Here is a 25204-nt window from a genome sequence, read left to right as displayed (position 1 = left end):
TTTCTGTAGTCGACTTGGGGTTGGGGTCGTCTACATATCCACGTGGCGACTTTGGGGGGCTGGTAAAGAGCCGCGTGAATTCACAAAACTCGTCAGATCTCCTTAGCGAACGAGGGACGCATTCGCGCTGGTGATAACAACCGGCTTGTCGGCCTTGATGACGCGGGCGCTCTGGGTCAGACCTTCGTCCGAACCCGTGCGTGCCGTGATGCCGAGGCCCGCCACCGCGATCCCTGCGACGAGGGCGACGACCACGACTTTCAAATGGGTCGCGCGATCTGCGCTGTAGATCGAGTGGTTCATGGAAGCCTCCTGCCGCCATCTACCCGAAGTAGTCGCCGGCCGTTTCAGGCAGGTTCATGCTTCCGGTGCCCAATAACCTAGTATTGGGGGGATTCGTTCCCAAGAGGCCATCACAAGAGCGTGACAGGACGTGAAAGATCGCGATCAAAAGCGACCCTTGATCGTGCGTTTTGGTAATTATTTCAAGGCTGTAATGTGTTTCTCAGGCGCCTTGTCGAGGGTTGGTCCACAAGGCGCCAGGAACTCAAAAACCATTTGCCTGTGTCCAAAAAACACACGGCTTCTTAAGGCAAATCAGATGCTTCCGACCGTTTTCAACCTCGCCCTGGGGTGGATCTCGGCCTGCGACAGCACCGTCGTCTGGGCCCGGAACCGCTCCACCAGGGACCGGACGAAGGGACGAATTGCCGCAGACGTGACCAGCACCGGCGCCTCGCCTTCGCGGGCGGCGCGCTCGAACGCCTCGCGCACGCCGGTCATGAACTCCGACAATTTCGAGGGCTGCATCGCAAGGCTGCGCTCCTCGCCCTGGCCGATGATGGATTCGGCAAAGGCCTGCTCCCATCGCGCCGACAGCGCGATCAGCGGCAGATAGCCGGCATAGGAGGTGTTCTGCGCGCAGATCTGCCGCGCGAGGCGAGCCCGGACATGCTCGACCATGGTGGCGGGATTGCGCGAGAAGGCGAGCGAATCGGCGATGCCTTCGAGGATGGTGGAGAGGTCGCGGATCGAGATGCGCTCGGCGAGCAGGAGTTGCAGCACGCGCTGGATGCCGGAGACCGTGACCTGTCCCGGCACGATGTCCTTGACCAGCTCGCTCTGCTCCTTCGGCAGCTCCTTGAGCAGCTTCTGCACCTCGCCATAGGAGAGCAGGTCCGACATGTTGGCCTTGAGCAGCTCGGTGAGGTGGGTCGAGAGCACGGTCGCGGCGTCGACGACGGTGTAGCCCTTGAGCGAAGCCTCCTCCTTGAGACTGGCGTCGACCCAGGTCGCGGGCAGGCCGAAGGTCGGCTCGGTGGTGTGGATGCCGGGCACCTGCACCTGGCTGCCGCCGGGGTCCATGACCATGAACTGGTTCGGCCAGATCTTGCCGGTGCCGGCGTCGACCTCCTTGATCTTGATGATGTAGGTGTTGGCCTCGAGCTGGACGTTGTCGAGGATGCGCACCGCCGGCATCACAAAACCCATCTCGATCGCGAGCGAACGGCGCAGCGCCTTGATCTGCTCGGTCAGGCGGTCGGTGCCGTCGGGGCCGTTGACCAGCGGCAGCAGCGCATAGCCGAGCTCGATCTTGAGGTCGTCGATCTTGAGTGCCGCCGAGATCGGCTCCTCGGCCGCAGCAGCGCCCGGTGCGCCGGGTTGACCGGCAGCAGGCGCGGCCATGGCGGCTTCCTCGGCCTGAACGGACGTCTTCTTGTGGTTGCGGGCGTGCCAGGCCAGCGCGCCGGCGCCGGCACCGAGTGCGAGGAAGGGAATGGTCGGAATGCCCGGCAGGGCCGCCAGCACCAGCATGACCGCCGAGGACATCGCGAGCGCCTGCGGATAGCCGGAGAACTGCTTCATCAGCGCCTTGTCGGCGGCGCCGGAGACGCCGGCCTTGGAGACGAGCAGGCCGGCGGCGGTCGAGACGATCAGCGCCGGCACCTGGGTGACGAGGCCGTCACCGACGGTCAGCAGCGTGTAGCTGCGCCCGGCGTCGGCAAAGGACATGCCCTGCTGCGCCACGCCGATGATCATGCCGCCGACGACGTTGATGAAGACGATCAAGAGGCCGGCGATGGCGTCGCCGCGGACGAATTTGGAGGCACCGTCCATGGCGCCGAAGAAGCCGCTCTCGTCCTCCAGCTCCTTGCGGCGGTGCTTGGCGACCTTCTCGTCGATCAGGCCGGCGCCGAGGTCGGCGTCGATCGCCATCTGCTTGCCGGGCATGGCGTCGAGGTGGAAGCGGGCGGCGACCTCGGCGATACGGCCCGAACCCTTGGTGATGACGACGAAATTGACGATGATCAGGATGGCGAAGACGATGATGCCGATGACGAAATTGCCGCCCATCACGAAGCTGCCGAAGGCCTCGATGACGTGACCGGCGGCAGCCGTGCCCTCGTGCCCGTGCGACAGGATCAGCCGGGTCGAAGCCATGTTGAGCGACAGGCGCAGCATGGTCGAGATCAGCAGGATGGTCGGGAAGGCCGAGAATTCCAGCGGTGTCTGGATGAACAGCGAGGTCATCAGGATCAGGATCGACAGCGTGATCGAGATCGCCAGGAACAGGTCCAGCACGATCGCGGGCAGCGGCAGGATCAGCACCACCAGGATGGTGAGGATGCCGAGCGCCAGCGCGATGTCGCCGCGCTTGAGGACGTTGACGATCTCGTTGAGGGAGGGAATCGAGGGCCTTGCGGTGCCTACGCCCTGTCCCGCGGTGACGTCGACCATGGTAGCTGCCTCCCCGCGCGACTGCCGTCCGCGCGCCCCAAACGTCTGCGCGGCGGCCGAAGGGCCGCCGTTCCGAAAGTGAGGCACCGCACTGGCGTCCACGGGAGCTCCCGTTCTACGCGGCTGACGACACTCGACTTCACCCGGCAATTTTTGCCCGGTGTATGGTTAGCAAAGGGTTAACGCGGGGGCGGGAAGAGGGCGGGGAGGGGTATTTCGGGGCCCAAGGCCGTCATTCCGGGGCGATGCGAAGCATCGAACCCGGAATCTCGAGATTCCGGGTTCGCGCCAAGCGGCGCGCCCCGGAATGACAGTCGAGTGGAAGGCTCCTACTTCGCCTTGTCCATCCTGGTCACCGTATACCCCGAGGCCGCCTCCTCGGCCTCGAAGGTCACCTTGTCGCCGACCTTCACCTGCTTGAGCATCGCGGGGTCCTTGACGCGGTAGACCATGGTCATGGGGTCCTCCATGCCGAGGCTCTTGGCCGGCCCGTGCTTGAGCGTGATCTTGCCGGCGCCCTCGTCGATCTTTTTCACCTCGCCGCTGATCGCGGCGGCCCCGGCCGCGAGGGCAGCAGTGGTAAGGCCGACAGTCAGCGTCAGCGCTGCGGCAATACGAATGATGCGGTTCATGGCAGACTCCCTTCGCGTTACTTGACGGTGACGTGGCCGACCATGCCGTAGTCGCGGTGGTCGGGAATGAGGCACGAATATTCGAACGTGCCGGGCTTGCTGAACTTCCAGAGGATCTCGGCCGTCTTGTTCGGTGCGAGTCTGACGCCGTTGGGATCGTCGTGCTCCATGTGCGGATGCTTTTTCATCTCGACGGCATGCGCGAGATTCTCCTTGGTGGTGGCGAGCAGGAATTCGTGGTCCTCCTTGCCGACATTGCGCAGCACGAAGCGGACCTGTTCGCCGCGCTTGACCTCGATTTTGGCAGGCGCGTAGTCCATCTCGTTCAGCAGGATCTCGATGGTGCGCGCGGGCTTGTTGGGGTCGCCGGGCTCGCCGGCCGAAAAGGTCGCGTGCCCGTGCTTGTCGTGAGCAAGGGCCGGCGCGGTCAAAAGCGCTGCCAGCGCGAGGCCGAGCTTGATCGTCTTCATCGTCATCTCCAGTTGGTGGTTCATCGAAACGCTCACATCTTCATCTTGTGGGTCGGCTTGCCCGGTTGCCGCACTGGTGCCGCATCGGGCGCCTCGACCTCGTAGGCGACGGTGCCTTGCGGAAACTTGTACGGGCCCGGATCGCGATAATCGTCGCGCGCGAGGTCCTCGCGGATCTTCATCACGGTGAACATGCCGCCCATCTCGATCGGGCCGAACTGTCCAGTGCCGGTCATCATCGGCAGCGTGTTGTCGGGCGCGGGCATCTCCATGTTGCCCATCGCCATGCCGGTCGAGCCCATCGCCATGCTGTCGGGCGCGAGCTTGCCGACGGCCTTGGCGAGGTCCTTGCGCGACACGCCAATCAGATTGCGCACCTCGTGCCCCATCGCATTCATGGTGTGATGCGACTTGTGGCAATGGAACGCCCAGTCGCCGGGATTGTCGGCGAGCACGTCGAACACGCGAACGGCGCCAACCGGCACGTCCGTCGTCGTCTCCGGATATTGCGCGCTCTCCGGAACCCAGCCGCCGTCGGTGCAGGTCACCGCGAAGGCGTGGCCGTGCAGATGGATCGGATGGTTGGTCATGCTGAGATTGCCGATGCGCACGCGCACCTTGTCGCCGAGCCGCACCGGCAGCGGGTCGATGCCGGGAAACACCCGCGCATTCCAGGTCCACATGTTGAAGTCGGTCATCTCGTTGACCAGCGGCAGATAGGTGCCGGGATCGACGCGATAGGTGCTCATCACGAACACGAAGTCGCGGTCGACGGGTCGGAAGTTCGGATCGCGCGGATGCACGACGACCATCCCCATCATGCCCATCGCCATCTGCACCATCTCGTCGGAATGCGGGTGGTACATGAAGGTCCCGCTCTTCCTCATCTCGAACTCGTAGACGAAGGTCTTTCCCGGCTGGATGTGCGGCTGGGTCAGCCCGCCGACGCCGTCCATGCCGCTCGGAATGATCATGCCGTGCCAGTGCACGGTGGTGTATTCGGGCAGGCGGTTGGTGACGAAGATCCGGACCTTGTCGCCCTCGACCGCCTCGATCGTCGGGCCCGGCGACTGGCCGTTGTAGCCCCACAGATTCACCTTCATGCCCTCGGCGAATTCGCGCACCACGGGCTCGGCGACGAGATGGAATTCCTTCCAGTCGCCGTTAATGCGAAACGGCAGCGACCAGCCGTTCAGCGTCACGACGGGGCGATAGTCCGGTCCGCTGACGGGGTGCAGCGGCGGCTGCATCACCACCTTGTCCATGTGCGCAGCTTCCGGGATCGATGCCGCCTGCACACGGCCTTGCACCGCGGATGCGCCGACCAGCGCGGCGGTGCCCAAAAATCCTCTGCGGGAAAACATGTCGGCCTCCATCTCAGTGGCCGCCGTCGGCAGGCGCTGCCGCGGCGATGGTGGTTGAAGTGTCGCCGCTCGCAGCAGGCGCGCCGCCATTGACGGCGGTCTGCAGGTCGGACTGGGCGAGGAAGAATCGTTGCCGGGCGTCGATCGCGCCGCGCAGCGAGGCCAGACGCTGTCGTGCTTCGGTGAGCAGCGCAAAGATGTCGACCTGCATGCTGGAGAAGCGGAGCTGCATCTCCTCGGTGATGATCTTGCGCAAGGGGATGATCTCGCGCTGGTAGTGGCTGGCGATGTCGTAAGTGGATCGGTAAGTCCGATACGCATCGCGCGCCTCCGAGCGCACGTTCACGGCGCGCTCGGTCAGGCGGTTGAAGGCGAGATTGTAGATCTCTGCCGCCTGTCGCATCCGCACCTCGCCGCCGTCGAAGATCGGGATCTGGAACTGGACGTCGAAGCCGCGTTCGCGGAACGGCGCGCCTTCGGGATCCCTGGTGCGGCGGGAGATGCCGGCGAGATCGAGCAGCGTCACGAAGCGGGTCGCCTCGGTGAGGTTCAGCGACTTCGCCAGCGCCGTCAGCTCCAGCCGGGCGATCTGCAGATCGATGCGATGGGCTACCGCATCGGCCTCGATCGAGGGCAGTGCCTGCGGCCGGCGCGGCAGCGGCGGCAATTGATTGGGCAGACGGAAGTCGAGGCCGCCGTCCCACAATCCCATCAGCCGCGCGAGCCTTTCGCGCGCGCTCGTCGCCGCCTGGCGCGCGGAGGCGAGGTCGGCGGTGGTCTCGGCGTAGAACACCTGCTCGCGGGCCTGGTCGAGCTTGTTGAGCGAGCCGGTCTCGCCGAGCTTGACCGCAAGCTGTGCGGTCGATTCCGCCGTCGCCTTCGCATCCGTCAGCAGCGCCACCATCTCGTTGCCGGCGACAGCGCGCACGTAAGTGCCGCGGACGTCGGCGGCGAGCCGCAAGGTCGCCAGCGCCGCGCGCAGCTGCGCCTGTCGGAATCGGTCGCGGGCAATGTCGGAGCGGAACGGCAGGGTGGCGAGCGCAAGAATGTCGCCGACCACCTGGCGCTCGATCTCGCTGGCGCCGTTGCCTGAGATCCGCGAGATCGAGAACACGGGATTGGGCGGCAGGCTCTGCTCGACCAGATCGGTCTCGGCCAGCGCCAGCTCGTTATAGGCGGCTTGCAATCCCTTGTTGTTGAGCAGTGCGATCTGAACGGCGGCCTCCACGCTCAGCGCCCGCGACAACAACTGGCGAACGCGCGCGTCAACCGCGCCCGCTCCCTCGGGCGTGCGAACGAAGGCGACATCCTTGTTGATGGTCTGGCTCGTCAGCTCGGAGACCGCGCTCATGCCGCTGTCGGGCGAGAACACGGCGCAGCCGGCAAGTCCGGGTGCGACAAGGCCGAGCGCGGCGAGAACGAGCAGGCTTGGCGCGAATTGATGTGTCATGGCGCGCTCCTACCGGTCCTGCTTCGGCCGCGGCGCGACGGCGTCGTTGCGATCGCGCCACGGCGCCGGCGCTGCGGGCCGCAGGCTGGTGTAGGGCGCAATGGTCGACCGATAGCCGACAGGCGCGACCTTCGCCGAGGGATCGGCGGGATCGGCGCCGGCGACTTGCGTCGTTGCCGGGGTGCAGCCGGACAGCGCCAGCGCAAGTGCGGCCAGCAGCGGCCAATGGAATCGAAAATGTCGTCCACCCACCGCGGATGCGGCGGCGAACTTCGCCCCGGAAAGCGCAAGCATGATTCATCCCTGATCTGAAAGACCACAGGTCCGCGCGCGCAAAAGCGCGCAACGGCCCGAAATCGTCGTGTCAGATCAGGCGATGGGAGGACGGTAGTGCAGGGGCGGCGCCGCGCTGTGCAGGCTGGCCACGATCTCGGCCGCACAGGTGGACATTGGCTGGACCAGCGTCGCGACGACCGGCAGATCGGCCGGCAACCCACTGACGCACATCATCGCACAGCAGGGGCCGACTGTTCCCTTGCCGCCATGGTCATGCTGAGCCGGCGCGTCCTGCTTGGCTTGGTGATGCGCGTGCACCCCCGCGTGGTCGTGCGATGCGCCGTCGTGCGCATGACCCGCCCCCATCTGATGATGGACTGGTGCGGGATCTGCCAGCAGGGCCTCATCAAGGCACGGCGCCGGGCCGCTGCCCAAGGCGAGGCTTGCGGCCGGCGCGAGCACGCAGAACAGATAGGCGAGGGCGATGATCCGCCCCACCCTGATCCGCATCGCTCGTGTCAAACGCAGCAACATTCCGCCGACATGTGTTCCGCGCGGCGATTTGCTCACGCAGATTGCAAACTAATCGCAAAACGCGCGTTCGCCAAGAACTTATTACCGCAGTGCACCGCGCATGCCCAATATCGCGCCACGATGCTTGACCGCAAGGCGATCCGCGAACATGTTCCGCGCGTGCACGCGCCCAATCATCCAGGACAAAGCTCTGATTCATTCAGCCCTGATTCCCGTCAGGCCTGGATGCGGCTGCTTATTGCGCTTGTGATCGGCTCGATCGGCGCCGTCGGCATGTGGGCGGTCGTGGTCGTGATTCCCGTGGTGCAAGCGGAATTCGGTGCCACACGCGGCGCGGTGTCGCTCGCCTTCACGCTGATGATGTTCGGTTTCGGGCTTGGCGGCGTGATCGCCGGCAAGATCACCGACCGGTTCGGCATCGTGCCCGCGATGGCGATCAGCATCGCCTTCCTCGGCGTTGCCAATGTGCTCGCGGGGCTGTCCGCGCATCTCTGGCAGTTCGTGGCGGCGTATTTCCTGATCGGCCTCGGAACGTCGGCGACCTTCGCGCCGCTGATGGCGGAGGCCTCGCACTGGTTCGAGCGTTATCGCGGCCTTGCCGTGACGATCGTCGCCAGCGGCAATTACTTCGCCGGCACGATGTGGCCGCCGATCGTGAACTGGGGCATGCAGGAGGTTGGCTGGCGTCACACCCATATCGGCATCGGCATCGTCTGCGTCAGCCTGATGACGATGCTGGTGCTGGTGTTGCGTGCGCAGATGGGCGACGACAAGGTCCACGATCACGCCAATGCGCCACCGCCGCGCGTCGATCTCAAGCTCTCGACCAACACGCTGACGGTGCTGCTCTCGATCGCCAGCATCTCCTGCTGTGTCGCCATGGCGATGCCGCAGGTGCATATCGTCGCCTATTGCGGCGATCTCGGCTATGGCGTGGCGCGCGGCGCCGAGATGCTGTCGCTGATGATGGCCTGCGGCATCGTCAGCCGGATCGGCTCGGGCTTCCTCGCCGACAAGATCGGCGGCATCCGCACACTGCTGGTGGGATCGGTGGCGCAGGGCTTCGCGCTGGTGTTCTATCTGTTCTTCGACAGCCTCGCCTCGCTGTATCTCATCTCCGCGATGTTCGGCCTGTTCCAGGGCGGTATCGTGCCGAGCTATGCCATCATCGTGCGCGAGGCGATGCCGGCGAGCGAGGCGGCGACGCGCGTCGGCATCGTGATCTTCGCCTCGGTGTTCGGCATGTCCTTCGGCGGCTGGGTGTCGGGCATCATCTTCGATGCCACCGGCTCCTACGCCGCGGCGTTCGCCAACGGCGTGGCGTGGAACGCGCTCAATATCGGCATCGTCGTGTTGCTGTTGATCCGCTCGCGGATGAAGTCGGTCAGGACCGGACCTGGCTTCGCAACCTAAACCGCCTGTCCCGCCTTCAGCAGCGAGCAGCCGGTGATCTTGTAACTGCCGTCCGCCTGCTGCTCGAGCGTGTACAGGGCTTCCCAGGCCTCGCCATTGGCATCGACGATGTGGACGCGCTGCGCAATCCAACCGCCCTCGATCTTGCTCTCGCCGAACTCGAAACTCTTGTGCCGGTAGACCGGCGCGTAGCCGCTTTGCACCATGGCCATGAAGATGTCCGGCGCGGGAAAGATCTCCCGGATCGCCGGCGCGGCAAAGGAATAGGCCGCGCTCGCATCGTCGCGGGCGAAGGCCTGCTCCTGGGCCCGGATCACGCCCTGCGCCGTCGCGACATCGTCGGCGCGTGCTGAGATGGGATTGAAGGCAATACTGAGAGCGACCAGCAAGGCGGCAATGCGCATGACAGGCTCCGCGTTGAAATCCCGGCAATGCTGATCCTAGCATGACCTCAGGGCAATACGGGCGCGCTATCGCTTCCGTTTCACCGCGGGCTTGTCTGGCCTGGCCGCGCGCGCCTTGGCCTTGGCAGCGGATTGCACCCGCAATCCGTCGACGAACACGTCGAGCAGGCGCAGCACCGAGGCTTGCCATCCCGGCTGATCGTGCATGTAGCACATCCCGAAAAACGCCCGCAGCAGGTCCTCCGGGCTGATATCGGCGCGCATCTGGCCGGCTGCGACCGCGCGCGCGAGCAGCGAGCCGATCGCCTTGGTCAGCCGCTCCATGGAGAAAACGGCAAGTTCCGACGAGCTCTGATACGCCAGCGCCAGCGCGGCCGACATGCCTTTCTTGGTGGCAACGAATTCGACGGCGGACCGCAGCCAGCGCCGCAGCGCTTCGACCGGATCCTTTGCGGTTCGCAGGTGCTCGGCAAGCTCGCTGAGCTGCCCGACCTCGCGCCGGTACACCGCCTCGAACAGATCCTCACGCGTCGGAAAATGCCGATAGAGCGTGCCGATGCCGACGCCGGCGCGCTTGGCGACGGCCTCCAGGCTCGCCTCCGGGCCGCCCGCGTTGAACACGGCCTTGGCGGCTTCGAGCACGCGCTCGCGATTGCGCACGGCATCGGCGCGGGGCTTCCGGGTCTGGTCGGTGTGGTCGTCCATATCAGGCAATGTAGATCACGAATTGGTTAGATTGAACCCTCGTTGAACCCTTGCCGGGCTGCATCGCGTTGGTGGCGCACGGGGTTTTGACCAATTCCAATATTTTTCCACCGGCCCTTGTTAAGCGGAGGGAGCCTCCGTATCTTCGCCTCGATGTTGGCCGGCTTCTGCCCGGTCAATTTGGATCGACGGCGGCCACGACGGTGGCGCGCTGCGCGATCACTCATGTCCAAATCTGATCGGAGCCTTGTATGAACCACTCCATCAGCCTCACCGTGAACGGTGCGCGGCGCGACTTCGTCCTCGACGATCCACGCGTCACGCTGCTCGATCTCCTGCGTGAGCGCCTCCATCTCACCGGAACCAAGAAGGGATGCGATCGCGGCCAGTGCGGCGCCTGCACTGTTCTGGTCGACGGCAAGCGCATCAACTCGTGCCTCGCGCTCGCGATCAGTCATGACGGCGCCGACATCCTCACCATCGAAGGCATTGCGCGCGGCGACCAGCTGCACCCCGTGCAGGCCGCCTTCATCGCCCATGACGGATTTCAGTGTGGCTTCTGCACGCCGGGTCAGGTCATGAGCGCGATCGGCATGATGGGCGAAGGCCAGGCCGGCAACGATCCCGAACGCATCCGCGAATGCATGAGCGGCAATCTGTGCCGCTGCGGCGCCTATGCCGGCATCGTCGATGCCGTGCTCGATGCGCAAGGACAGATGGACGAAAGCGATCAGAGGCGCTCCGCATGAAACCGTTCGATTACGTCAGGCCTGCCACCGTCACTGAAGCGGTTGCCGCCGCTGCCCAGCCGGGCGCGGTCTATCTCGCCGCTGGCACCAATCTGCTCGATCTGATGAAGGGCGGCGTCAGCCGTCCGGATCGTCTGGTCGACGTCACGCATCTCGATGGGCTCGACGGCATCGAGCGCCTCGCCGATGGGTCCTTGCGCATCGGTGCGCTCGTCAGCAACGCCGATCTCGCGCATGATGCGGACTTTGCAAGGTCCTATCCCGCCGTCGCCGAAGCCCTTCTCTCCGGGGCATCCGCGCAGTTGCGCAATGCCGCGACCGTCGGCGGCAATCTCTTGCAACGGACGCGCTGCGCGTATTTCTACGACACTGCCAGCCGCTGCAACAAGCGCGAGGCCGGCAGCGGCTGCGATGCGCGCGGCGGCGAGAACCGCACCCACGCGGTGCTCGGCTGGAGCGAGAGCTGCATCGCCACGCATCCCTCCGATTTCTGCGTGCCGCTGGTCGCGCTCGGTGCGGTCGTCGAGATCGAGGGGCGGGCGGGCCGGCGCGAGATCGCGCTCGACGAGCTGCATCGCCTGCCCGGCGATACGCCCGAGCGCGAGTCCGCGCTCGAGCCGGGCGATCTCATCGTTGCAGTGCGCCTGCCGCCGGCGGCGCGCGAGTTTGCCCCGCATGCGCGCTACCTCAAGGTCCGCGAGCGAACCTCCTACGCCTTCGCGGTGGTCTCGGCCGCTGCTGCGTTGCGGATCGAGAACGGCAGGATCGCCGAAGCGCGGCTTGCGCTCGGCGGTGTCGCCGCAAAGCCCTGGCGTGCCAGCGCTGCGGAGGACGTTCTCAAGGGCGTCGCGCCCACGACCGATGCCTTCCAGGAAGCCGCCTGGCGTGCGCTGACCGACGCAAAGCCGTCCGGCGACAACGCCTTCAAGATCGAGCTCGCACGCCGCATCGTCGTGCGCGCGCTGACCCTCGCTGCCGCCGGTACGCCCGCGCGCCTGCCCGCACTGCCGGCCTCTCCCTTTGCCTCGACATCAGGAGCCATCCATGCCTGAGCTCAACCTCACCAGTGCGCCTGCCCATCTGCGCCACGGCTCTAATATCGGCCAGCCGCTGACCCGTCGTGACGGCGTCCTCAAGGTCACGGGGCAGGCGACCTATGCTGCCGATAATCATCCGCCCGGCATGCTGTTTGCGGTGATCGCGACCTCCAGCATCGCGCGCGGACGTGTGGCGTCGCTCGATGTCGCCGCCGCCAAGCGCCATCCCGGCGTCGTCGATGTCATGACGTCCGACCACAAGCCACCCCTCGCCATCGACCCCGAGATCAAGACCAATCCCTTCGTGTTTCGGATGGAGGCTTTGCAGAGCAACGAGGTCCGCTACGCCAATCAGCCGATCGCGGTCGTGATCGCCGAGACGCTTGAAGCCGCGACGGAAGGTGCCGCGCTGCTGGCGCCGCGCTATGAGACGCTGCCTGCGCTCATCGGCCTCGATGCCGGCGAGAGTTTTGTGCCGCCCGTCGTCGGCGTCGGCAACCCCACCGAAAATCACCGCGGCGATGTCGAGGCGGGCCTTGCCTCGGCCGAGACGCAGATCGACGCGACCTACGAGACGCCGCCGCAATATCACAACGCGATGGAGCCGCATGCGGTCGTGGCTCACTGGGATGGCGACAAGCTGTCCGTGGACATGCCGACCCAGGGCCTGAAGCTGTCGCTTGCGCGCATCGCCGAGCTGTTCGGTATCGCGCACGACAAGATCCACATCCGCAGCCCGTTCCTCGGTGGCGGCTTCGGTTCGAAGGGGCTCATGGGCGGCCCGCCGGTCCTCGGCATCATGGCGGCGAAGCTGGTCGGCAAGCCGGTCAAGCTGGTGCTGCGCCGTGAGCAGATGTACGGCCCGGTCGGCCATCGCGCGCCGACGCGCCAGCGCCTGCGCATCGGTGCCGACGGAGAGGGGCGCCTCACCGCGCTCGATCACCATGCGCGGACCGTATCGAGTACGTTCGACGATTTTTACGAGCCCGCGGCCGATGCCTCGCACACACTCTATGCGGCGCCTGCGATCCGCACCTCGCATGACGCCGTGCGCGTCAACACCGGCACGCCGCTGTTCATGCGCGCACCCGGTGAGGCGACCGGCTCGATTGCGCTGGAGAGCGCGATCGACGAAATGGCGTGGGCCTGCGGCATCGATCCGCTTTCCTTCCGCCTGAAGAACTATGCCGAGGTCGAGCCGATCACGGGAAAACCGTTCTCGTCAAAGGCGCTGCGGGCCTGCTACGATCAGGGCGCGGCGCGCTTCGGCTGGGCGAAGCGTCCGCTGCAGCCGCGTCAGATGCGCGACGATGCCGGCCTGCTGGTCGGCTGGGGCATGGGCACGGCGACTTTCCCGGCGCTGATGTTCCAGGCCGAAGCACGCGCGGCGATCCGCCGCGACGGCTCCGGCGTGATGGAGATCGGCGCACACGACATGGGGCAGGGTGCCTGGACGGCACTGGCGCAGATCGCGGCCGACGCCGTCGGCCTCGATGTCGACCGCGTCACGTTCAAGGCGGGGACATCGGACCTGCCCGATGCCGGCATCGCCGGCGGCTCCGCGCACACCGCAACCGCGGGTGCGGCGATCCACAGCGCGGGCGCGGCCGTGATCGCAAAGCTCGCCGATCTCGCCACCAATGACGAGCGCTCTCCGCTGTTCGGCGCCGGCAATGCCGGCGTGATCGCGCGTGACGGCAGACTGATCCGGCGCGATGACGAGAGCCGCGGCGAGAGCTATGCCGAGATCCTCGCGCGCGCCGGCGTCGCCGAGGTCGAGGCGCACGGCACCGGTGCGCCGAACCCCGCGGCGATGGAGGAATATGCCATGCATGCCCATGGCGCGGTGTTCGCGGAAGTGAAGGTCGATCCCGAACTCGGTCAGGTCCGCGTCACCCGCATGGTCGGGGCCTTTGCCGCCGGGCGCATCGTCAACCCGCGTATGGTGCAAAGCCAGCTGTTCGGCGGCATGATCTGGGGCCTCTCCTTTGCGCTGCACGAGGAGGCCGTCACCGACCGCCGCAGCGGCCGGATCATGAACGCCAATCTCGGCGAGTACCACGTTCCCGTGAATGCCGACGTGCCGCCGCTCGACGTGATCACGGTCGAGGAGCACGACCCGCACGTCAATGCGCTCGGCATCAAGGGCGTCGGTGAGATCGGCATCACCGGCAGTGCCGCCGCGGTCGCGAACGCGGTCTGGCATGCGACTGGCGTGCGCGTCCGCAAATTCCCGATCCGGATTGAGGAGTTGCTGGCGCAGCGTTGAGGCGGCAGGCGGAGCGAGGCCCGCTCGCTCTGCGGCGGACGATCAGTTCATCATCCTGCGGAGAGCCTTGATCTGCTCTTTCTGCACTTCGATGTATTTCGCGATGGCCTTGCGCAGCTCGCGCGAACGGAGCTTGTCGGTGTCGCGCAGGACTTCGTCGAGCGCGGCTTCCGCATTGGCAAGAGTGGTCTTCATGCGCGAGCCCCTGTTACGAAGCGGCCCCGGAGTACCCAGGAGTCCGGGGCCATAACCTCAGCACCTCTAAGCCAGGCTGCTCGGCTACGGTTCGTAATATATAGCGGTCCGGCGCGCGGAAATTGAGATGGCTCAACCACCGTAAGATACCGGTGGCCGCCCGGAACCTTCCGGATGCGACTGTTCGCGATTCAGAACGTCGGCGGCGTGCAGGCCGAGATCACCTCGCACGGTTTGCCGCCGACGCAGCGGAAACGGTGCGGGCGGCGGCTCTCGAAATAATAGGCATCGCCCGGATTGAGGATGCGCCGCTCGTCTTCGACGGTGACTTCGAGCTTGCCCGAGATCACGATGCCGCCTTCCTCGCCGTCATGGACGAGGTGGACGCGCCCGGTGTCGCTGCCGGGCTCGTAGCGCTCTTTCAGGATCTGCAGGCTGCGGCCGAACAGATTGTCGCCGATCTGCCGATAGGAGATCGGCTTCTTGCCGACTTCGGTCAGCTCCTCGGCGCGGTAGAAGATCTTGCGCCTCGACTCCGGCTCCAGCGCGAAAAACTCGGCGAGCCCCATCGGGATGCCGTCGAGGATACGCTTGAGGGCGCCGACCGAGGGGTTCATCTGGTTGGATTCGATCAGCGAAATCGTCGAATTGGTGACCCCGGCGCGCTTGGCCAGCTCGCGCTGTGACAGCTTGTGACGCGCCCGGATGAATCGCAGCCGTCCACCGATGTCGACGCTCATAGCCAAGTCCTGTGTTGCAGGTGTTGCGGATCGCGCAAATATGGACCGGCAGCCCCAGCGAAATCAATGGCTTGCAGGTTACCAGAAAAGGACTTGTTGCGCTTTTGAAGCCGTGGCTCTGCTAGAGGGTCAGCAAAGGAGCGCGGCCGTGACCCTTCATCAGATTCCGAACACTATCAAGACCGACTCGTTCTGGATGCCGTTCACGGCCAATCGGCAGTTCAAGAAGGCGCCGCGCCTGTTCTCCTCGGCCGAGGGCATGCACTACACCACCGTCGACGGCCGCAAGGTGATCGACGGCTCCGCCGGCCTGTGGTGCGTCAATGCCGGCCACGGCCGCAAGCAGATCGCCGCCGCAGTCGAGCGCCAGCTGATGACGCTGGACTTCGCACCGTCGTTCCAGATGGGCCATCCGCTGGCCTTCGACTTCGCCGAGCGCCTCGCCGAGATCGCGCCGAAGGGCCTCGACCGGATCTTCTTCACCAATTCCGGCTCCGAATCGGTCGACACCGCGCTGAAGATCGCGCTCGCCTATCACCGCGCCAACGGCCAGGCGAGCCGCACCCGCCTGATCGGCCGTGAGCGCGGCTATCACGGCGTCGGCTTCGGCGGCACCTCGGTCGGCGGCATGGTCGCCAACCGCCGCGCCTTCGCCACCCTGCTGCCGGGCGTCGACCACATCCGCCACACCCACGATCTCACCCGCAACGCCTTCGCCAAGGACCAGCCCGAGCACGGCGCCGAGCTCGCCGACGATCTCGAGCGTCTGGTGGCTCTGCACGGCGCCGAGACGATCGCTGCCGTCATCGTCGAGCCGGTGCCCGGTTCGACCGCGGTGCTGCCGCCGCCGAAGGGCTACCTGCAGCGCCTGCGCGAGATCTGCGACAAGCACGGCATTCTCCTGATCTTCGACGAGGTCATCACCGGCTTCGGCCGCCTCGGCACGCCGTTCGCCGCCAACTTCTTCGGCGTCACGCCTGATATGATGACCACCGCCAAGGGCATCACCAACGGCACCATTCCGTGCGGCGCGGTGTTCGCGCATCGCAAGGTGCATGACGCCATGATGATCGGCCCGGAAAACGTCATGGAGCTGTTCCATGGCTACACCTATTCGGCGCACCCGACCGCCTGCGCCGCCGGCATTGCGACGCTCGACATCTACAAGGATGAAGGCCTGCTGACGCGCGGCGCCTCGATCGCCGACTATTGGCGCGATGCGCTGCATTCGCTGAAGGGCCTGCCCAACGTCATCGACATCCGCAATTGCGGGCTGATGGGCGCGGTCGAGCTGTCGCCGCGTGACGGTGCGGTCGGTGCGCGTGGCTACGACGTCATGGTCGACTGCTTCAATCGCGGGCTGTACTTCCGCATGAGCGGCGATTCCTTTGCGCTGTCGCCGCCGTTGATCGTCGAGAAGAGCCACATCGACGACATCGTGTCGATCCTGGGTGACGCCATCAAGCGGGTGGCCTGATAATTGCTCTCGCCGTTGCGAGTTGTTTCCTTGCAGCGGCGAGCGTGATGCCGCGGGAGTTTGACCAAGCGTGAAAGTTCTGATCCTCGGCAGCGGTGTCATCGGTGTCACCTCTGCCTACTACCTTGCGCGTGCCGGCCACGAGGTCACGGTCGTCGACCGTCAGCCCGAGCCGGCGCTGGAGACCTCTTTCGCCAATGCCGGCGAAGTGTCGCCCGGCTATTCCTCGCCCTGGGCCGGCCCCGGCGTGCCGGTGAAGGCGGTGAAGTGGCTCCTGATGAAGCACGGCCCGCTGGTGATCCGGCCGAAGCTCGATCCGGTGATGTGGGTCTGGCTGCTCAAGATGCTGCGCAACTGCACCAGTGCGCGTTACGCGGTCAACAAGAGCCGGATGATCCCGATCGCGGAATACAGCCGCGATTCCTTGCGCGATCTGCGCCGCGACATCGGCATCCAGTATGACGAGCGCTCGCAAGGCACGCTGCAGCTGTTCCGTTACCAGGCCCAGCTCGACGGCACCGCCGAGGACATCGCCGTGCTCAAGCAATATGGCGTGCCCTTCGAGGTGCTGAGTCGCGAGGGCTGCATCGCGGTCGAGCCGGCACTCGGCGGCGTGAAGCAGAAGTTCGTAGGCGGGCTTCGCTTGCCGCAGGACGAGACCGGCGACTGCCACATGTTCACGCAGGCGCTGGCCAAGCATGCCGAGGCGCTCGGCGTGCGCTTCATGTTCAACACCTCGATCGACCGTATCGTCACCGACGGCGCGCGCGTCAGCGGCGTCGCGACCAGCGCCGGCATGTTGCAGGCTGATGCTTACGTGCTCGCGCTCGGCAGCTGGTCGTCGCGGCTGGTTGCGCCGCTCGGCATTTCGCTGCCGGTCTATCCGGTGAAGGGCTATTCGATCACGGTGCCGATCAAGGAGGCCTCCGGCGCGCCGGAATCGACCGTGATGGATGAGAGCTACAAGGTCGCGATCACGCGATTGGGCAACCGCATCCGCGTCGGCGGCACCGCCGAAATCTCGGGCTATTCGGACAAGCTCTACGACGCGCGCCGGGCCACGCTCGATCATTCCTTGTCCGATCTGTTTCCGTGCGGCGGCGATCTCGCCAAGGCGACGTTCTGGAGCGGCCTGCGTCCGATGACGCCGGACGGCCCGCCCGTGATCGGCCCGACGCAATTCGCCAACCTCCACCTCAACACCGGCCACGGCACCCTCGGCTGGACCATGTCCTGCGGTTCGGGTCGCGTGCTCGCCGACATGCTGTCGGGCAAGAAGCCGGACATCGATGTGAGTGCGCTGACGGTGGAGCGGTATAAGCACCGGTTTGGGTGATCTCTTCGCCTCTCCCCGCGTGCGGGGAGAGGCCGGAATTTGCATAGAAAATTCCGGTTGAGGGGGAGCCTCCGCGAGTCTCACTCTGACCGCTTGCGCGGAGGGCGCCCCTCACCCCGACCCTCTCCCCGTAAGAACGGGGAGAGGGAGAGCGGTCACCCCGCCCCCGTCACGCAATTCACCCACAGCACCATGGCCTTCGCATCCTGCGCCGGATTGGAAAACCGGTGTGGCCGGCGGCTGGCAAAGCGAAAGCTGTCGCCGGTCTTCAGCGACCAGGTCTCGCTGTCCACCGTCAGCATCATCTCGCCTTCGAGCACGAGGCCGGCCTCTTCGCCGTCATGGGTGTAGAGCTCGTCGCCAGTGGAGCCGCCGGGCTCCAGATGCACCAGGAACAGATTGAGCTTGTTGTCGGCGCTCGCCGGGCTGAGCAATTGCTTGGAGACGCCGGTGCGCCAGAGCTTCAGCTCGGGCCGCTGCAGCCCGCGCGTCACCACCTGATCGGAGGTGCCGTCGGCGCTTGGGCTTGCGCCGAACAGTGCGGCTATGCCGACGCCGAGCACGTCGGCGAGCGTCGCCAGCACGCGTAGCGATGGTGACGACAGGCCGCGCTCGATCTGGCTGAGAAAGCCGATCGACAGGTCCGTGCGCGCCGCGACCGTTTCCAGCGAGAATTGCCTGACGCGCCGGAGATCCCTGATGCGGCGGCCGACCGCGACGTCCATCGCGGGCTCGGCGGATTTGGCGACGGCTTTGGTCTTCACCCTCTTCACCGGCTTTATCGCGGCCGGTCTGCGCATTCTTTTGCCACCGCTCACGTCAAACCGCTTCCTTCATGTGCATGAAAACCACTTGCATCATCCGCGAAAGTGTGACCAAATTTTCATATTGGTGAAAATAGGCCGAAACGGCTCGGCTCGCAACGTCTGATCACGACACCTGCGAGCGCCGCCATCGGCCAGACCCAAAGGGGGATGCGATGAAGCGTTTTGGTCTGGCCGCGGTCGCGGCGCTCGCACTGATAGCCGTGGCGCCCGCTTCGGCGCAGCAGGTGCTGAAGGTCGGCTCGACCCCGACGGGTATTCCCTTCACCTTCCTCGACACCAAGACCAACACCATCCAGGGCATCATGGTCGATCTCGTCACCGAGGTGGGCAAGGATGCCGGCTTCAATGTGCAGATCGAGCCGATGCAATTCTCGGCGCTGATCCCGTCGCTGACCTCGAGCAAGATCGACATCATCGCCGCCGCGATGTTCATTACCGCACCGCGCAAGGAAGTCGTCGATTTCTCCGACCCGATCTACACCTACGGCGAGGGCCTGGTGGTGCCGAAGACCGACACCAAGGCCTACGCTACGCAGGACGACCTCAAGGGCGAGACCGTCGGCGCGCAGGTCGGCACCGCCTTCGTCGATGCGCTGAAGAAGTCCGGCCTGTTCGCCGACGTGAAGGCCTACGACACCATTCCGGACATCCTGCGCGACGTGAACACCGGTCGCCTCAAGGCCGGCTACGCCGATTATCCGATCCTCGCCTACAATCTGAAGCAGGGCGGCTTCCCCGAGGTGCGGCTCGTCGATGGTTACAAGCCCGTCACCGTCGGCTCGGTCGGCATCGGCGTGCGCAAGGGCGAGAGCGCGCTGCTCGGCAAGATCAACGCCTCGCTGGCCAAGCTGAAGGCCAACGGCACCATCGACAAGATCCTCGATAAATGGGGCCTGAAGGCCCAGGGCTGATCGATAAATTCGGATCGATGAAGGCTGCCCGATGAAAGGCTTCTGGCGCGACGCCGTCGAGTTCTTCCCGATCCTGATGAACGGCGTCGCACTGACGATCGTCGTCACCATCGGTTCGCTATTGCTCTCGACGGTGCTCGGCCTGATCTGGGCGATGATGCGGGTGTCCGGCATCAAGGCGCTGTCGATGATCAGCGCCAGCCTGATCAATGTGATCCGCGGCATCCCGATCATCGTGCTGTTGTTCTACCTCTACTTCGTGATGCCCGATCTCGGCGTCACGCTATCGGCCTTGCAGGCCGCGATCCTCGGGCTCGGCGTCGCCTATTCGGCCTATCAGGCGGAAAATTTCCGCGCCGGCATCGAGGCGATCGACAAGGGGCAGATCGAGGCGGCGCAGTCGATCGGCATGGGCTGGTGGCTCACCATGCGGCGCGTGGTGCTGCCGCAGGCGGTGCGCATCGTGCTGCCGCCTTACGGCAACGTCATGATCATGATGCTGAAGGACTCTTCGCAGGCCTCCACCATCACGGTCGCCGAGCTCGCGCTGCAGGGCAAGCTGATCGCGTCCTCGACCTTCAAGAACACCAGCGTGTTCACGCTTGTGGCGCTGATGTACCTCACCATGAGCATTCCGCTGATCCTGCTGGTTCGTCACTTCGAGAAGCGGGCCGGCAAGCGATGATCGAGCTGAACGACGTCCACAAGAGCTTTGGCGAGAACGAGGTGCTCAAGGGCATCACGGCCTCCGTGCAGAAGGGCGAGGTGGTCTGCATCGTCGGTCCCTCCGGCTCCGGCAAGTCCACCATCCTGCGCTGCATCAACGGGCTCGAAAGTTACGACCGCGGCGAGATCAGCGTTGAGGGCCTGAAAGTCGATCGCGATGCGCCGTCGATCGTGAACATCCGCACCCAGGTCTCGATGGTGTTCCAGCGCTTCAATTTGTTTCCGCACCGGACGGCGCTGGAGAACGTGATCGAGGGGCCACTCTTTGTGAAGAAGGAGCCGCGTGCCCAGGCGCTGGAGCGCGGCCGCGCATTGCTTGCCCAGGTCGGGCTTGCCGAGAAGGCCGATGCGCATCCGCCGCAGCTCTCCGGCGGCCAGCAGCAGCGCGTCGCGATCGCGCGGGCGCTCGCTATGCAGCCCAAGGCGATCCTGTTCGACGAACCGACCTCGGCGCTCGATCCCGAACTCGTCGGCGACGTGCTCGGCGTGATGCGCAAGCTCGCCGACGACGGCATGACCATGGTCGTCGTCACTCACGAGATGGGCTTTGCCCGCGACGTCGCCGACCGCGTGCTGTTCATTGACGGCGGCGTCATCGTCGAGCAGGGGCCGGCCAAGGCGCTGCTCAACCAGCCCCAGCATCCGCGCACGCAGGATTTTTTGCGGCGTGTGCTGCATCCGCTTTGATTGGTCTTTGCCATGCCTGCGCGCCTGCCTCTGCCGCCCTCGCTCTATGCCGACACCGCCGTTGCGCCGGCCGCCACGCCGCCGCTCGATACGGACAGGAATGTTTCGGTCGCGATCGTCGGCGGTGGTTACACCGGCCTGTCCACGGCGTTGCATCTGGCGGAGCAGGGTGTCGAGGCGCTGGTGCTGGAGGCGCAGGAGCCGGGTTGGGGCGCGTCCGGCAACAATGGCGGCCACACCAATCCCGGCCTGAAGCACGATCCTGATCAGATCGCGGCTGATTTCGGCGCTGACCTCGGCCGCCGCATGATCGAGTTCGCCTACGGCACCACGAATTTCACGCACGATCTGATCCGCCGCTACCAGATCCCGTGCGAGGCACGTCAGAACGGTACGCTGCGCGCGGCCTATCACGAGGCCAGGGCTGCCGCGATCAAGACCACCGCTCAGCAATGCATCCGCCGCGGCATGCCAGTGACATATCTGAACCGCGAGCAGCTCCGCGAGATGACCGGTACCGACCGCTACATCGGCGCCATGCTCGATGCGCGCGGCGGCGATCTGCATCCGCTCAGTTACGCCCGTGGTCTCGCACGCGCCGCGGTCTCGGCCGGCGCGAAGGTGCACGGCGAGACGCCGGCGCTGTCACTGCGCCGCGATGGCAGCCGCTGGCGCATCGAGACGCCGCGGGCGGTGGTTCATGCCGACAAGGTCCTGCTCGCCACCAACGGTTTTACCGACGATCTCTGGCCGGCGCTCCGCCGCACAATCGTGCCGGTTTTCTCTTCGATCGCGGCCACGGCGCCGCTCTCCGATACGGTGGCCCGCGCGATCATGCCGACGCGGTCCGTGCTCTACGAGAGCGGCCACATCACGGTGTATTACCGCATCGATCAGCACAATCGTCTCTTGATGGGCGGCCGCGGCCCGATGCGCTGGATCAAGTCGCCGAACGACGTCGCCTATCTCATGCGCTATGCCGAGCGGCTATGGCCGCAGTTGAAAGGCGTTGCCTGGACTCACGGCTGGAATAGCCGGCTCGCCATCACCGGGGATCACTATCCCCACGTGCATGAGCCGGCCGAAGGCATCCTGATCTCGCTCGGCTGCAACGGCCGCGGCGTCGCGCTCGCGACCGCGATGGGCGCGCAGCTCGCGCGTCGGCTGATCGGCGGGGCCAAGGCGGAGATCGACATGCCCATCACGGGCATCAAGCCGATCCCGATGCACGCGTTCTGGCCGGTCGGGGTGACGACCGCCGTGATCGCTGGCCGCATACGGGACCGGCTCGGCATGTGAATAAGGCGCCGCCCGGTCAGGAGCGACGCCTTGCATCACAGATAGATATAGGACGTCAGCAGCGGCCCTGTTTCCACAGGCCGGGCGGGCATCCGTGACCGCGCCAGCCGACCTTGCGTCCGCGCGACCATCCGGGCGGTGAGCCGTAGTAATGATGGCCCATCGAATGACCATGACCATGGCCGTGCCCATGTCCACCGCCATGTCCACCACCATGCCCGCCCTTGGCCAGGGCAGGACTGGTGAATGTGAATCCGGCTGCAAGGATCAGCGACGCGGCGAGCGCAAGTTTCTTCATATGTCCTCCACGGGGGCGAGCGCACTTGTCCGTTCAATCAACGAACGGCCGGTAGGTAAGTTCCCTGCGAATGTGGAGGAGTCGTGACGCTCGCGCAGATGCGTAATCGCGCGAGAACTCAACGCGCGCTGGCACATTCCCGCATTGATCGATGCGCTCAGGCTTCCGCCACCGCGTCGGCCCAGGGCTGGAAGATCTCGACCGCGCCGGAATTCGTGTCGCCCTCGCGCATCACCACGCTCGGGCAGGCGAATTTTTGCGGCAGCGTCTGCACGCGGGTCTCTTCATAGTCGAAGCGCGAGCCCAGCGTCTTGCGCACGTCCTCCGGCAAGCGAGCATCGCCGATCACCACCGCGCCCTCGCTGGCGTCGATGCGCGGCTGGTGGATGGCGGCATCGAGGTCCATGCCGAAATCCATTGCGAAGGAGACGAGCTGCATCACCGAGGGCAGGATGCGGCGGCCGCCGGAGGCGCCGACCGCGAGCCGCTTGCGGTCCTGAGTCTCGGCGATGACGGGCGTGTAGTTGCAGAGACAACGCTTGCCGGGCGCGAGCGAATTGGTGGTGCCTGGCGTCGGATCGAACCACATGATGCCGTTGTTCATGGCGATGCCGGTGTGCGGCGTCACATATCTCGAGCCGAACGAGGAGAGCAGCGTCTGCGTCACCGCGGCGATGTTGCCGTGGCGGTCGACCACGGAGAAATGCGTGGTGCAGGCGGGAGCCAGATATTCGGCACCGAGCGAGCGTTTGCCGTCGGCATCGCCCATGTCCTTGAGCCGCTCGCGGAAGGCCGCCTGCAGAGCGAGCGCATATTCGACATAGGCAGCCGCGTCCGGCGCGCTTGCCGGCGTCAAGCTCTGCTGCAACAGACGCAGCGCGTGCGCCATGGTGGGCCCGGCCGTGAGCTCAGGCGTCGCATAGACCTTGCCGCCGCGATACGGGATCGCCAGCGGCTCGCGCAGATGCGCGCGGAAGGCGGCGAGGTCCTCGACCGACAGCGAACCGCCATCGGCCTTGATGTCGGAGGCGATGCTCCTGGCGAGATCGCCCTGGTAGAAATCGCGCGGTCCGGCCTCGGCGAGATGCGACAGCGTCGCTTTCAGCGTGTCCTGCGGCAGTCGCGTCTCGGCCTTGATGCCCCATGGCGCGCTCGGCGGCAGCCCATCCTTCAGGAACGCCGCCACGCTGGCGGGATAGCGCCTGAGATCGGCGGCCGAGCCCGAGATCGTCACCGTGGTCCACCAATCGACCAGCAGGCCTTCGCCGGCGAGCCTGGCTGCCGGCGCGACCAGATCCTTCCACGGCATTTTGGCGTAGCGGCGGTGCGCCTCTTCCATCCCGGCGACGACGCCGGGCACGGCGATCGAGCCGGGGCCGTGGATGTTGCGATCGTCCTTCACCCGCGGCCAGGGGAAGAGATCGGACGCAGCGCCTTCGCCGCTGAGCGGATAGTCGGCAACGCGCAGGCTCTGCGGCGCACACATGCCGTAGTCGATCACCTCGTAACGATTTTCCTTGGCGCGGTAGAGCACCATTGCACCGCCGCCGCCGATGCCGCTGTTCCAGGGCTCCACCACATTCAGCGCCATGGTGGTTGCGACGATCGCGTCCACGCAGTCGCCGCCCGCCGCCAGCACCTGCGCGCCCACTTCGGCCGCCCGCCGCGATTGCGAGGCGACGATGCCGCCCTTGGAGCTGACGGCGGGTTTGCGGATGGTTTGGTTGAGGCTGAACTGATGAGGCATGATGTCGTCTTGATCTCTGTTGTTCTGGCGTTGCTGTGCTGGCGCGGAAGCTCAGCATTGGCTGATGTTGCGAAGGATGGCACATTGCCGCCAACGAGAAAATCCAAAGGGAGACGCGACATGGCTGGTGTGAAACAGGCGCGGGATGGCGCGGTCGGAATCCTGACGCTGGACGAGCCGGCGAGCCTGAATGCGATGACGCCGGGACCTGCTCGGTGCGCTCGCCGCCGCCATCGGCGAGATGTCGCAGGACGAGGGTATTCGAGCCCTGATCCTCACCGGCGCGGGGCGTGGCTTTTGCTCAGGACAGAATTTGAAGGCCTCGGAAGCGCTGGGTGAGGATCTTGCTGCCGGCGTCATGAGGTTCTACTGGCCCGCCTTCAAGGCGCTGCGCGAATGCCGCGTGCCCGTCGTCGTCGCCGTCAATGGCGTCGCGGCCGGCGGCGGCTTCAGCCTGGCGATGGCCGGCGACATGATCGTGGCGGCGCGGTCGGCGAGCTTCATCCAGGTGTTCAGCCGCATCGCGCTGGTGCCGGATCTCGGCTCGACCTGGCTGTTGCCGCGGCTGATCGGCCGCCAGCGCGCCCTCGAGCTGATGCTGCTGAACGAGCCGCTGACGGCCGAACGCGCCCAGGAGATCGGCCTGGTGCGGCAGGTCGTCGAGGATGCAAAGCTGATGGACGAGGCGCTGGGTCTGGCGCGCCGCATCGCCGAGGGACCGACCCGCGCTTTGGTGGCAACGCGCCTGCTCGTCGAGGAGAGCGAGCATGCGACCTACGAGGCGCAGTTCCGCCGCGAGATCGAACTCCAGGCGGTGATCCGCAAGAGCGCCGACGCCCTTGAGGGGCGCAACGCCTTCGTGGAGAAGCGCAAGGCGAAGTTTACGGGGAGGTGAGGTGGGGCACGCTTGCCCTGCTCG

At 65.7% G+C, this 25204-nt stretch carries 26 protein-coding genes; 11 read left to right on the top strand and 15 right to left on the bottom strand.

The annotated features are described in order from the left end of the window. Window positions 1-102 precede the first annotated feature (102 nt). The 8 genes from GGD61_RS31805 to GGD61_RS31770 form a co-directional block, all read right to left on the bottom strand. Window positions 103-303, bottom strand: a complete 201-nt coding sequence (locus GGD61_RS31805; protein WP_092253926.1) for a hypothetical protein — start codon at window positions 301-303, stop codon at window positions 103-105. Window positions 304-597: 294 nt separating this feature from the next. After that, window positions 598-2739, bottom strand: coding sequence for a flagellar biosynthesis protein FlhA (gene flhA, locus GGD61_RS31800; protein WP_177236996.1), 2142 nt, complete (start codon window positions 2737-2739; stop codon window positions 598-600). A gap of 329 nt (window positions 2740-3068) precedes the next feature. Next, a complete protein-coding gene (locus GGD61_RS31795; RefSeq protein ID WP_092253921.1) occupies window positions 3069-3371 on the bottom strand; it encodes a copper-binding protein in 303 nt (100 codons plus the stop codon). A gap of 17 nt (window positions 3372-3388) precedes the next feature. Continuing rightward, a complete protein-coding gene (locus GGD61_RS31790) occupies window positions 3389-3865 on the bottom strand; it encodes a cupredoxin domain-containing protein (RefSeq protein WP_409362478.1) in 477 nt (158 codons plus the stop codon). A gap of 8 nt (window positions 3866-3873) precedes the next feature. Further along, entirely contained in the window at window positions 3874-5205 is a 1332-nt protein-coding gene (locus tag GGD61_RS31785; protein ID WP_092254020.1) for a multicopper oxidase family protein, read from the bottom strand. A 13-nt stretch (window positions 5206-5218) separates the two neighbouring features. Next, the gene (locus GGD61_RS31780; RefSeq protein WP_092253917.1) at window positions 5219-6655 is read right to left on the bottom strand and encodes a TolC family protein; all 1437 of its coding nucleotides are present in this window, start codon (window positions 6653-6655) and stop codon (window positions 5219-5221) included. Between the two features lie 9 nt (window positions 6656-6664). Further along, on the bottom strand, window positions 6665-6949 hold the full coding sequence (locus tag GGD61_RS31775; protein WP_092253915.1) for a hypothetical protein: 285 nt from the start codon (window positions 6947-6949) through the stop codon (window positions 6665-6667). A gap of 75 nt (window positions 6950-7024) precedes the next feature. Continuing rightward, window positions 7025-7465, bottom strand: a complete 441-nt coding sequence (locus tag GGD61_RS31770) for a hypothetical protein (RefSeq protein WP_092253913.1) — start codon at window positions 7463-7465, stop codon at window positions 7025-7027. A gap of 225 nt (window positions 7466-7690) precedes the next feature. On the opposite strand from GGD61_RS31770, the gene GGD61_RS31765 reads away from it, so the two are divergent. Further along, window positions 7691-8878, top strand: a complete 1188-nt coding sequence (locus tag GGD61_RS31765; RefSeq protein ID WP_177236995.1) for an MFS transporter — start codon at window positions 7691-7693, stop codon at window positions 8876-8878. Here GGD61_RS31765 and GGD61_RS31760 read toward each other — a convergent pair. Then, window positions 8875-9282, bottom strand: a complete 408-nt coding sequence (locus GGD61_RS31760; RefSeq protein ID WP_092253909.1) for a DUF4864 domain-containing protein — start codon at window positions 9280-9282, stop codon at window positions 8875-8877. The two genes, GGD61_RS31765 and GGD61_RS31760, sit on opposite strands and share 4 nt — an antisense overlap. Before the next feature lie 66 nt (window positions 9283-9348). Next, entirely contained in the window at window positions 9349-9987 is a 639-nt protein-coding gene (locus GGD61_RS31755) for a TetR/AcrR family transcriptional regulator (protein ID WP_092253907.1), read from the bottom strand. Between the two features lie 251 nt (window positions 9988-10238). Between GGD61_RS31755 and GGD61_RS31750 the strand changes: the two genes are divergently transcribed. From GGD61_RS31750 to GGD61_RS31740, 3 genes are read left to right on the top strand one after another with little or no spacing between them, the layout of a single operon-like run. Continuing rightward, a complete protein-coding gene (locus GGD61_RS31750; protein WP_092253905.1) occupies window positions 10239-10736 on the top strand; it encodes a (2Fe-2S)-binding protein in 498 nt (165 codons plus the stop codon). After that, on the top strand, window positions 10733-11788 hold the full coding sequence (locus GGD61_RS31745; RefSeq protein ID WP_092253903.1) for a xanthine dehydrogenase family protein subunit M: 1056 nt from the start codon (window positions 10733-10735) through the stop codon (window positions 11786-11788). The genes GGD61_RS31750 and GGD61_RS31745 overlap by 4 nt, the downstream gene beginning before the upstream one ends. Then, complete coding sequence (locus tag GGD61_RS31740) at window positions 11781-14042, top strand: xanthine dehydrogenase family protein molybdopterin-binding subunit (RefSeq protein ID WP_092253901.1); 2262 nt, start codon at window positions 11781-11783, stop codon at window positions 14040-14042. The genes GGD61_RS31745 and GGD61_RS31740 overlap by 8 nt, the downstream gene beginning before the upstream one ends. A 42-nt stretch (window positions 14043-14084) precedes the next feature. Here the strand turns inward: GGD61_RS31740 and GGD61_RS31735 are convergent, their stop codons facing one another. Both GGD61_RS31735 and GGD61_RS31730 read right to left on the bottom strand, forming a co-directional pair. Beyond that, on the bottom strand, window positions 14085-14237 hold the full coding sequence (locus GGD61_RS31735; protein WP_177236994.1) for a hypothetical protein: 153 nt from the start codon (window positions 14235-14237) through the stop codon (window positions 14085-14087). A gap of 191 nt (window positions 14238-14428) precedes the next feature. Next, a complete protein-coding gene (locus GGD61_RS31730; protein WP_008561958.1) occupies window positions 14429-14977 on the bottom strand; it encodes a cupin domain-containing protein in 549 nt (182 codons plus the stop codon). A gap of 148 nt (window positions 14978-15125) precedes the next feature. Between GGD61_RS31730 and GGD61_RS31725 the strand changes: the two genes are divergently transcribed. Next, window positions 15126-16454, top strand: coding sequence for an aspartate aminotransferase family protein (locus GGD61_RS31725; RefSeq protein WP_177236993.1), 1329 nt, complete (start codon window positions 15126-15128; stop codon window positions 16452-16454). A 70-nt stretch (window positions 16455-16524) separates the two neighbouring features. Then, on the top strand, window positions 16525-17790 hold the full coding sequence (locus GGD61_RS31720) for a D-amino acid dehydrogenase (protein ID WP_092253897.1): 1266 nt from the start codon (window positions 16525-16527) through the stop codon (window positions 17788-17790). A 155-nt stretch (window positions 17791-17945) separates the two neighbouring features. On the opposite strand, the gene GGD61_RS31715 is transcribed toward GGD61_RS31720, so the two are convergent. Continuing rightward, window positions 17946-18590, bottom strand: coding sequence for a helix-turn-helix domain-containing protein (locus GGD61_RS31715; RefSeq protein WP_183231839.1), 645 nt, complete (start codon window positions 18588-18590; stop codon window positions 17946-17948). A 179-nt stretch (window positions 18591-18769) separates the two neighbouring features. Between GGD61_RS31715 and GGD61_RS31710 the strand changes: the two genes are divergently transcribed. Genes GGD61_RS31710 through GGD61_RS31695 form a run of 4 tightly spaced genes read left to right on the top strand, consistent with a single transcriptional unit; the run spans window position 18770 to window position 22240 of the window. Beyond that, window positions 18770-19528, top strand: a complete 759-nt coding sequence (locus GGD61_RS31710) for an ABC transporter substrate-binding protein (protein WP_092253893.1) — start codon at window positions 18770-18772, stop codon at window positions 19526-19528. 31 nt (window positions 19529-19559) lie between these two features. Beyond that, window positions 19560-20213 carry an amino acid ABC transporter permease gene (locus tag GGD61_RS31705; RefSeq protein ID WP_092253891.1) on the top strand — a complete coding sequence of 218 codons (654 nt, stop codon included), beginning with the start codon at window positions 19560-19562 and terminating at the stop codon, window positions 20211-20213. Continuing rightward, window positions 20210-20941: an amino acid ABC transporter ATP-binding protein gene (locus GGD61_RS31700; protein WP_092253889.1), complete on the top strand. Its 732-nt coding sequence runs from the start codon at window positions 20210-20212 to the stop codon at window positions 20939-20941. Before GGD61_RS31705 ends, GGD61_RS31700 begins: the two co-directional genes overlap by 4 nt. Before the next feature lie 12 nt (window positions 20942-20953). After that, window positions 20954-22240: an FAD-binding oxidoreductase gene (locus GGD61_RS31695; protein ID WP_183231838.1), complete on the top strand. Its 1287-nt coding sequence runs from the start codon at window positions 20954-20956 to the stop codon at window positions 22238-22240. Window positions 22241-22295: 55 nt separating this feature from the next. On the opposite strand, the gene GGD61_RS31690 is transcribed toward GGD61_RS31695, so the two are convergent. Continuing rightward, complete coding sequence (locus GGD61_RS31690; protein WP_177236991.1) at window positions 22296-22538, bottom strand: hypothetical protein; 243 nt, start codon at window positions 22536-22538, stop codon at window positions 22296-22298. 157 nt (window positions 22539-22695) lie between these two features. Further along, window positions 22696-24285: a gamma-glutamyltransferase family protein gene (locus GGD61_RS31685; protein WP_183231837.1), complete on the bottom strand. Its 1590-nt coding sequence runs from the start codon at window positions 24283-24285 to the stop codon at window positions 22696-22698. A 241-nt stretch (window positions 24286-24526) separates the two neighbouring features. On the opposite strand from GGD61_RS31685, the gene GGD61_RS31680 reads away from it, so the two are divergent. Then, a complete protein-coding gene (locus GGD61_RS31680) occupies window positions 24527-25180 on the top strand; it encodes an enoyl-CoA hydratase-related protein (RefSeq protein WP_246786092.1) in 654 nt (217 codons plus the stop codon). Window positions 25181-25204: the final 24 nt, after the last annotated feature.

The sequence above is a fragment of the Bradyrhizobium sp. SBR1B genome (assembly GCF_014198205.1).
Classification (GTDB): Bacteria; Pseudomonadota; Alphaproteobacteria; order Rhizobiales; family Xanthobacteraceae; genus Bradyrhizobium.
The sequence above is the reverse complement of the archived record's forward strand: the minus strand, read 5'-3'. Positions and strand labels throughout refer to the sequence as shown.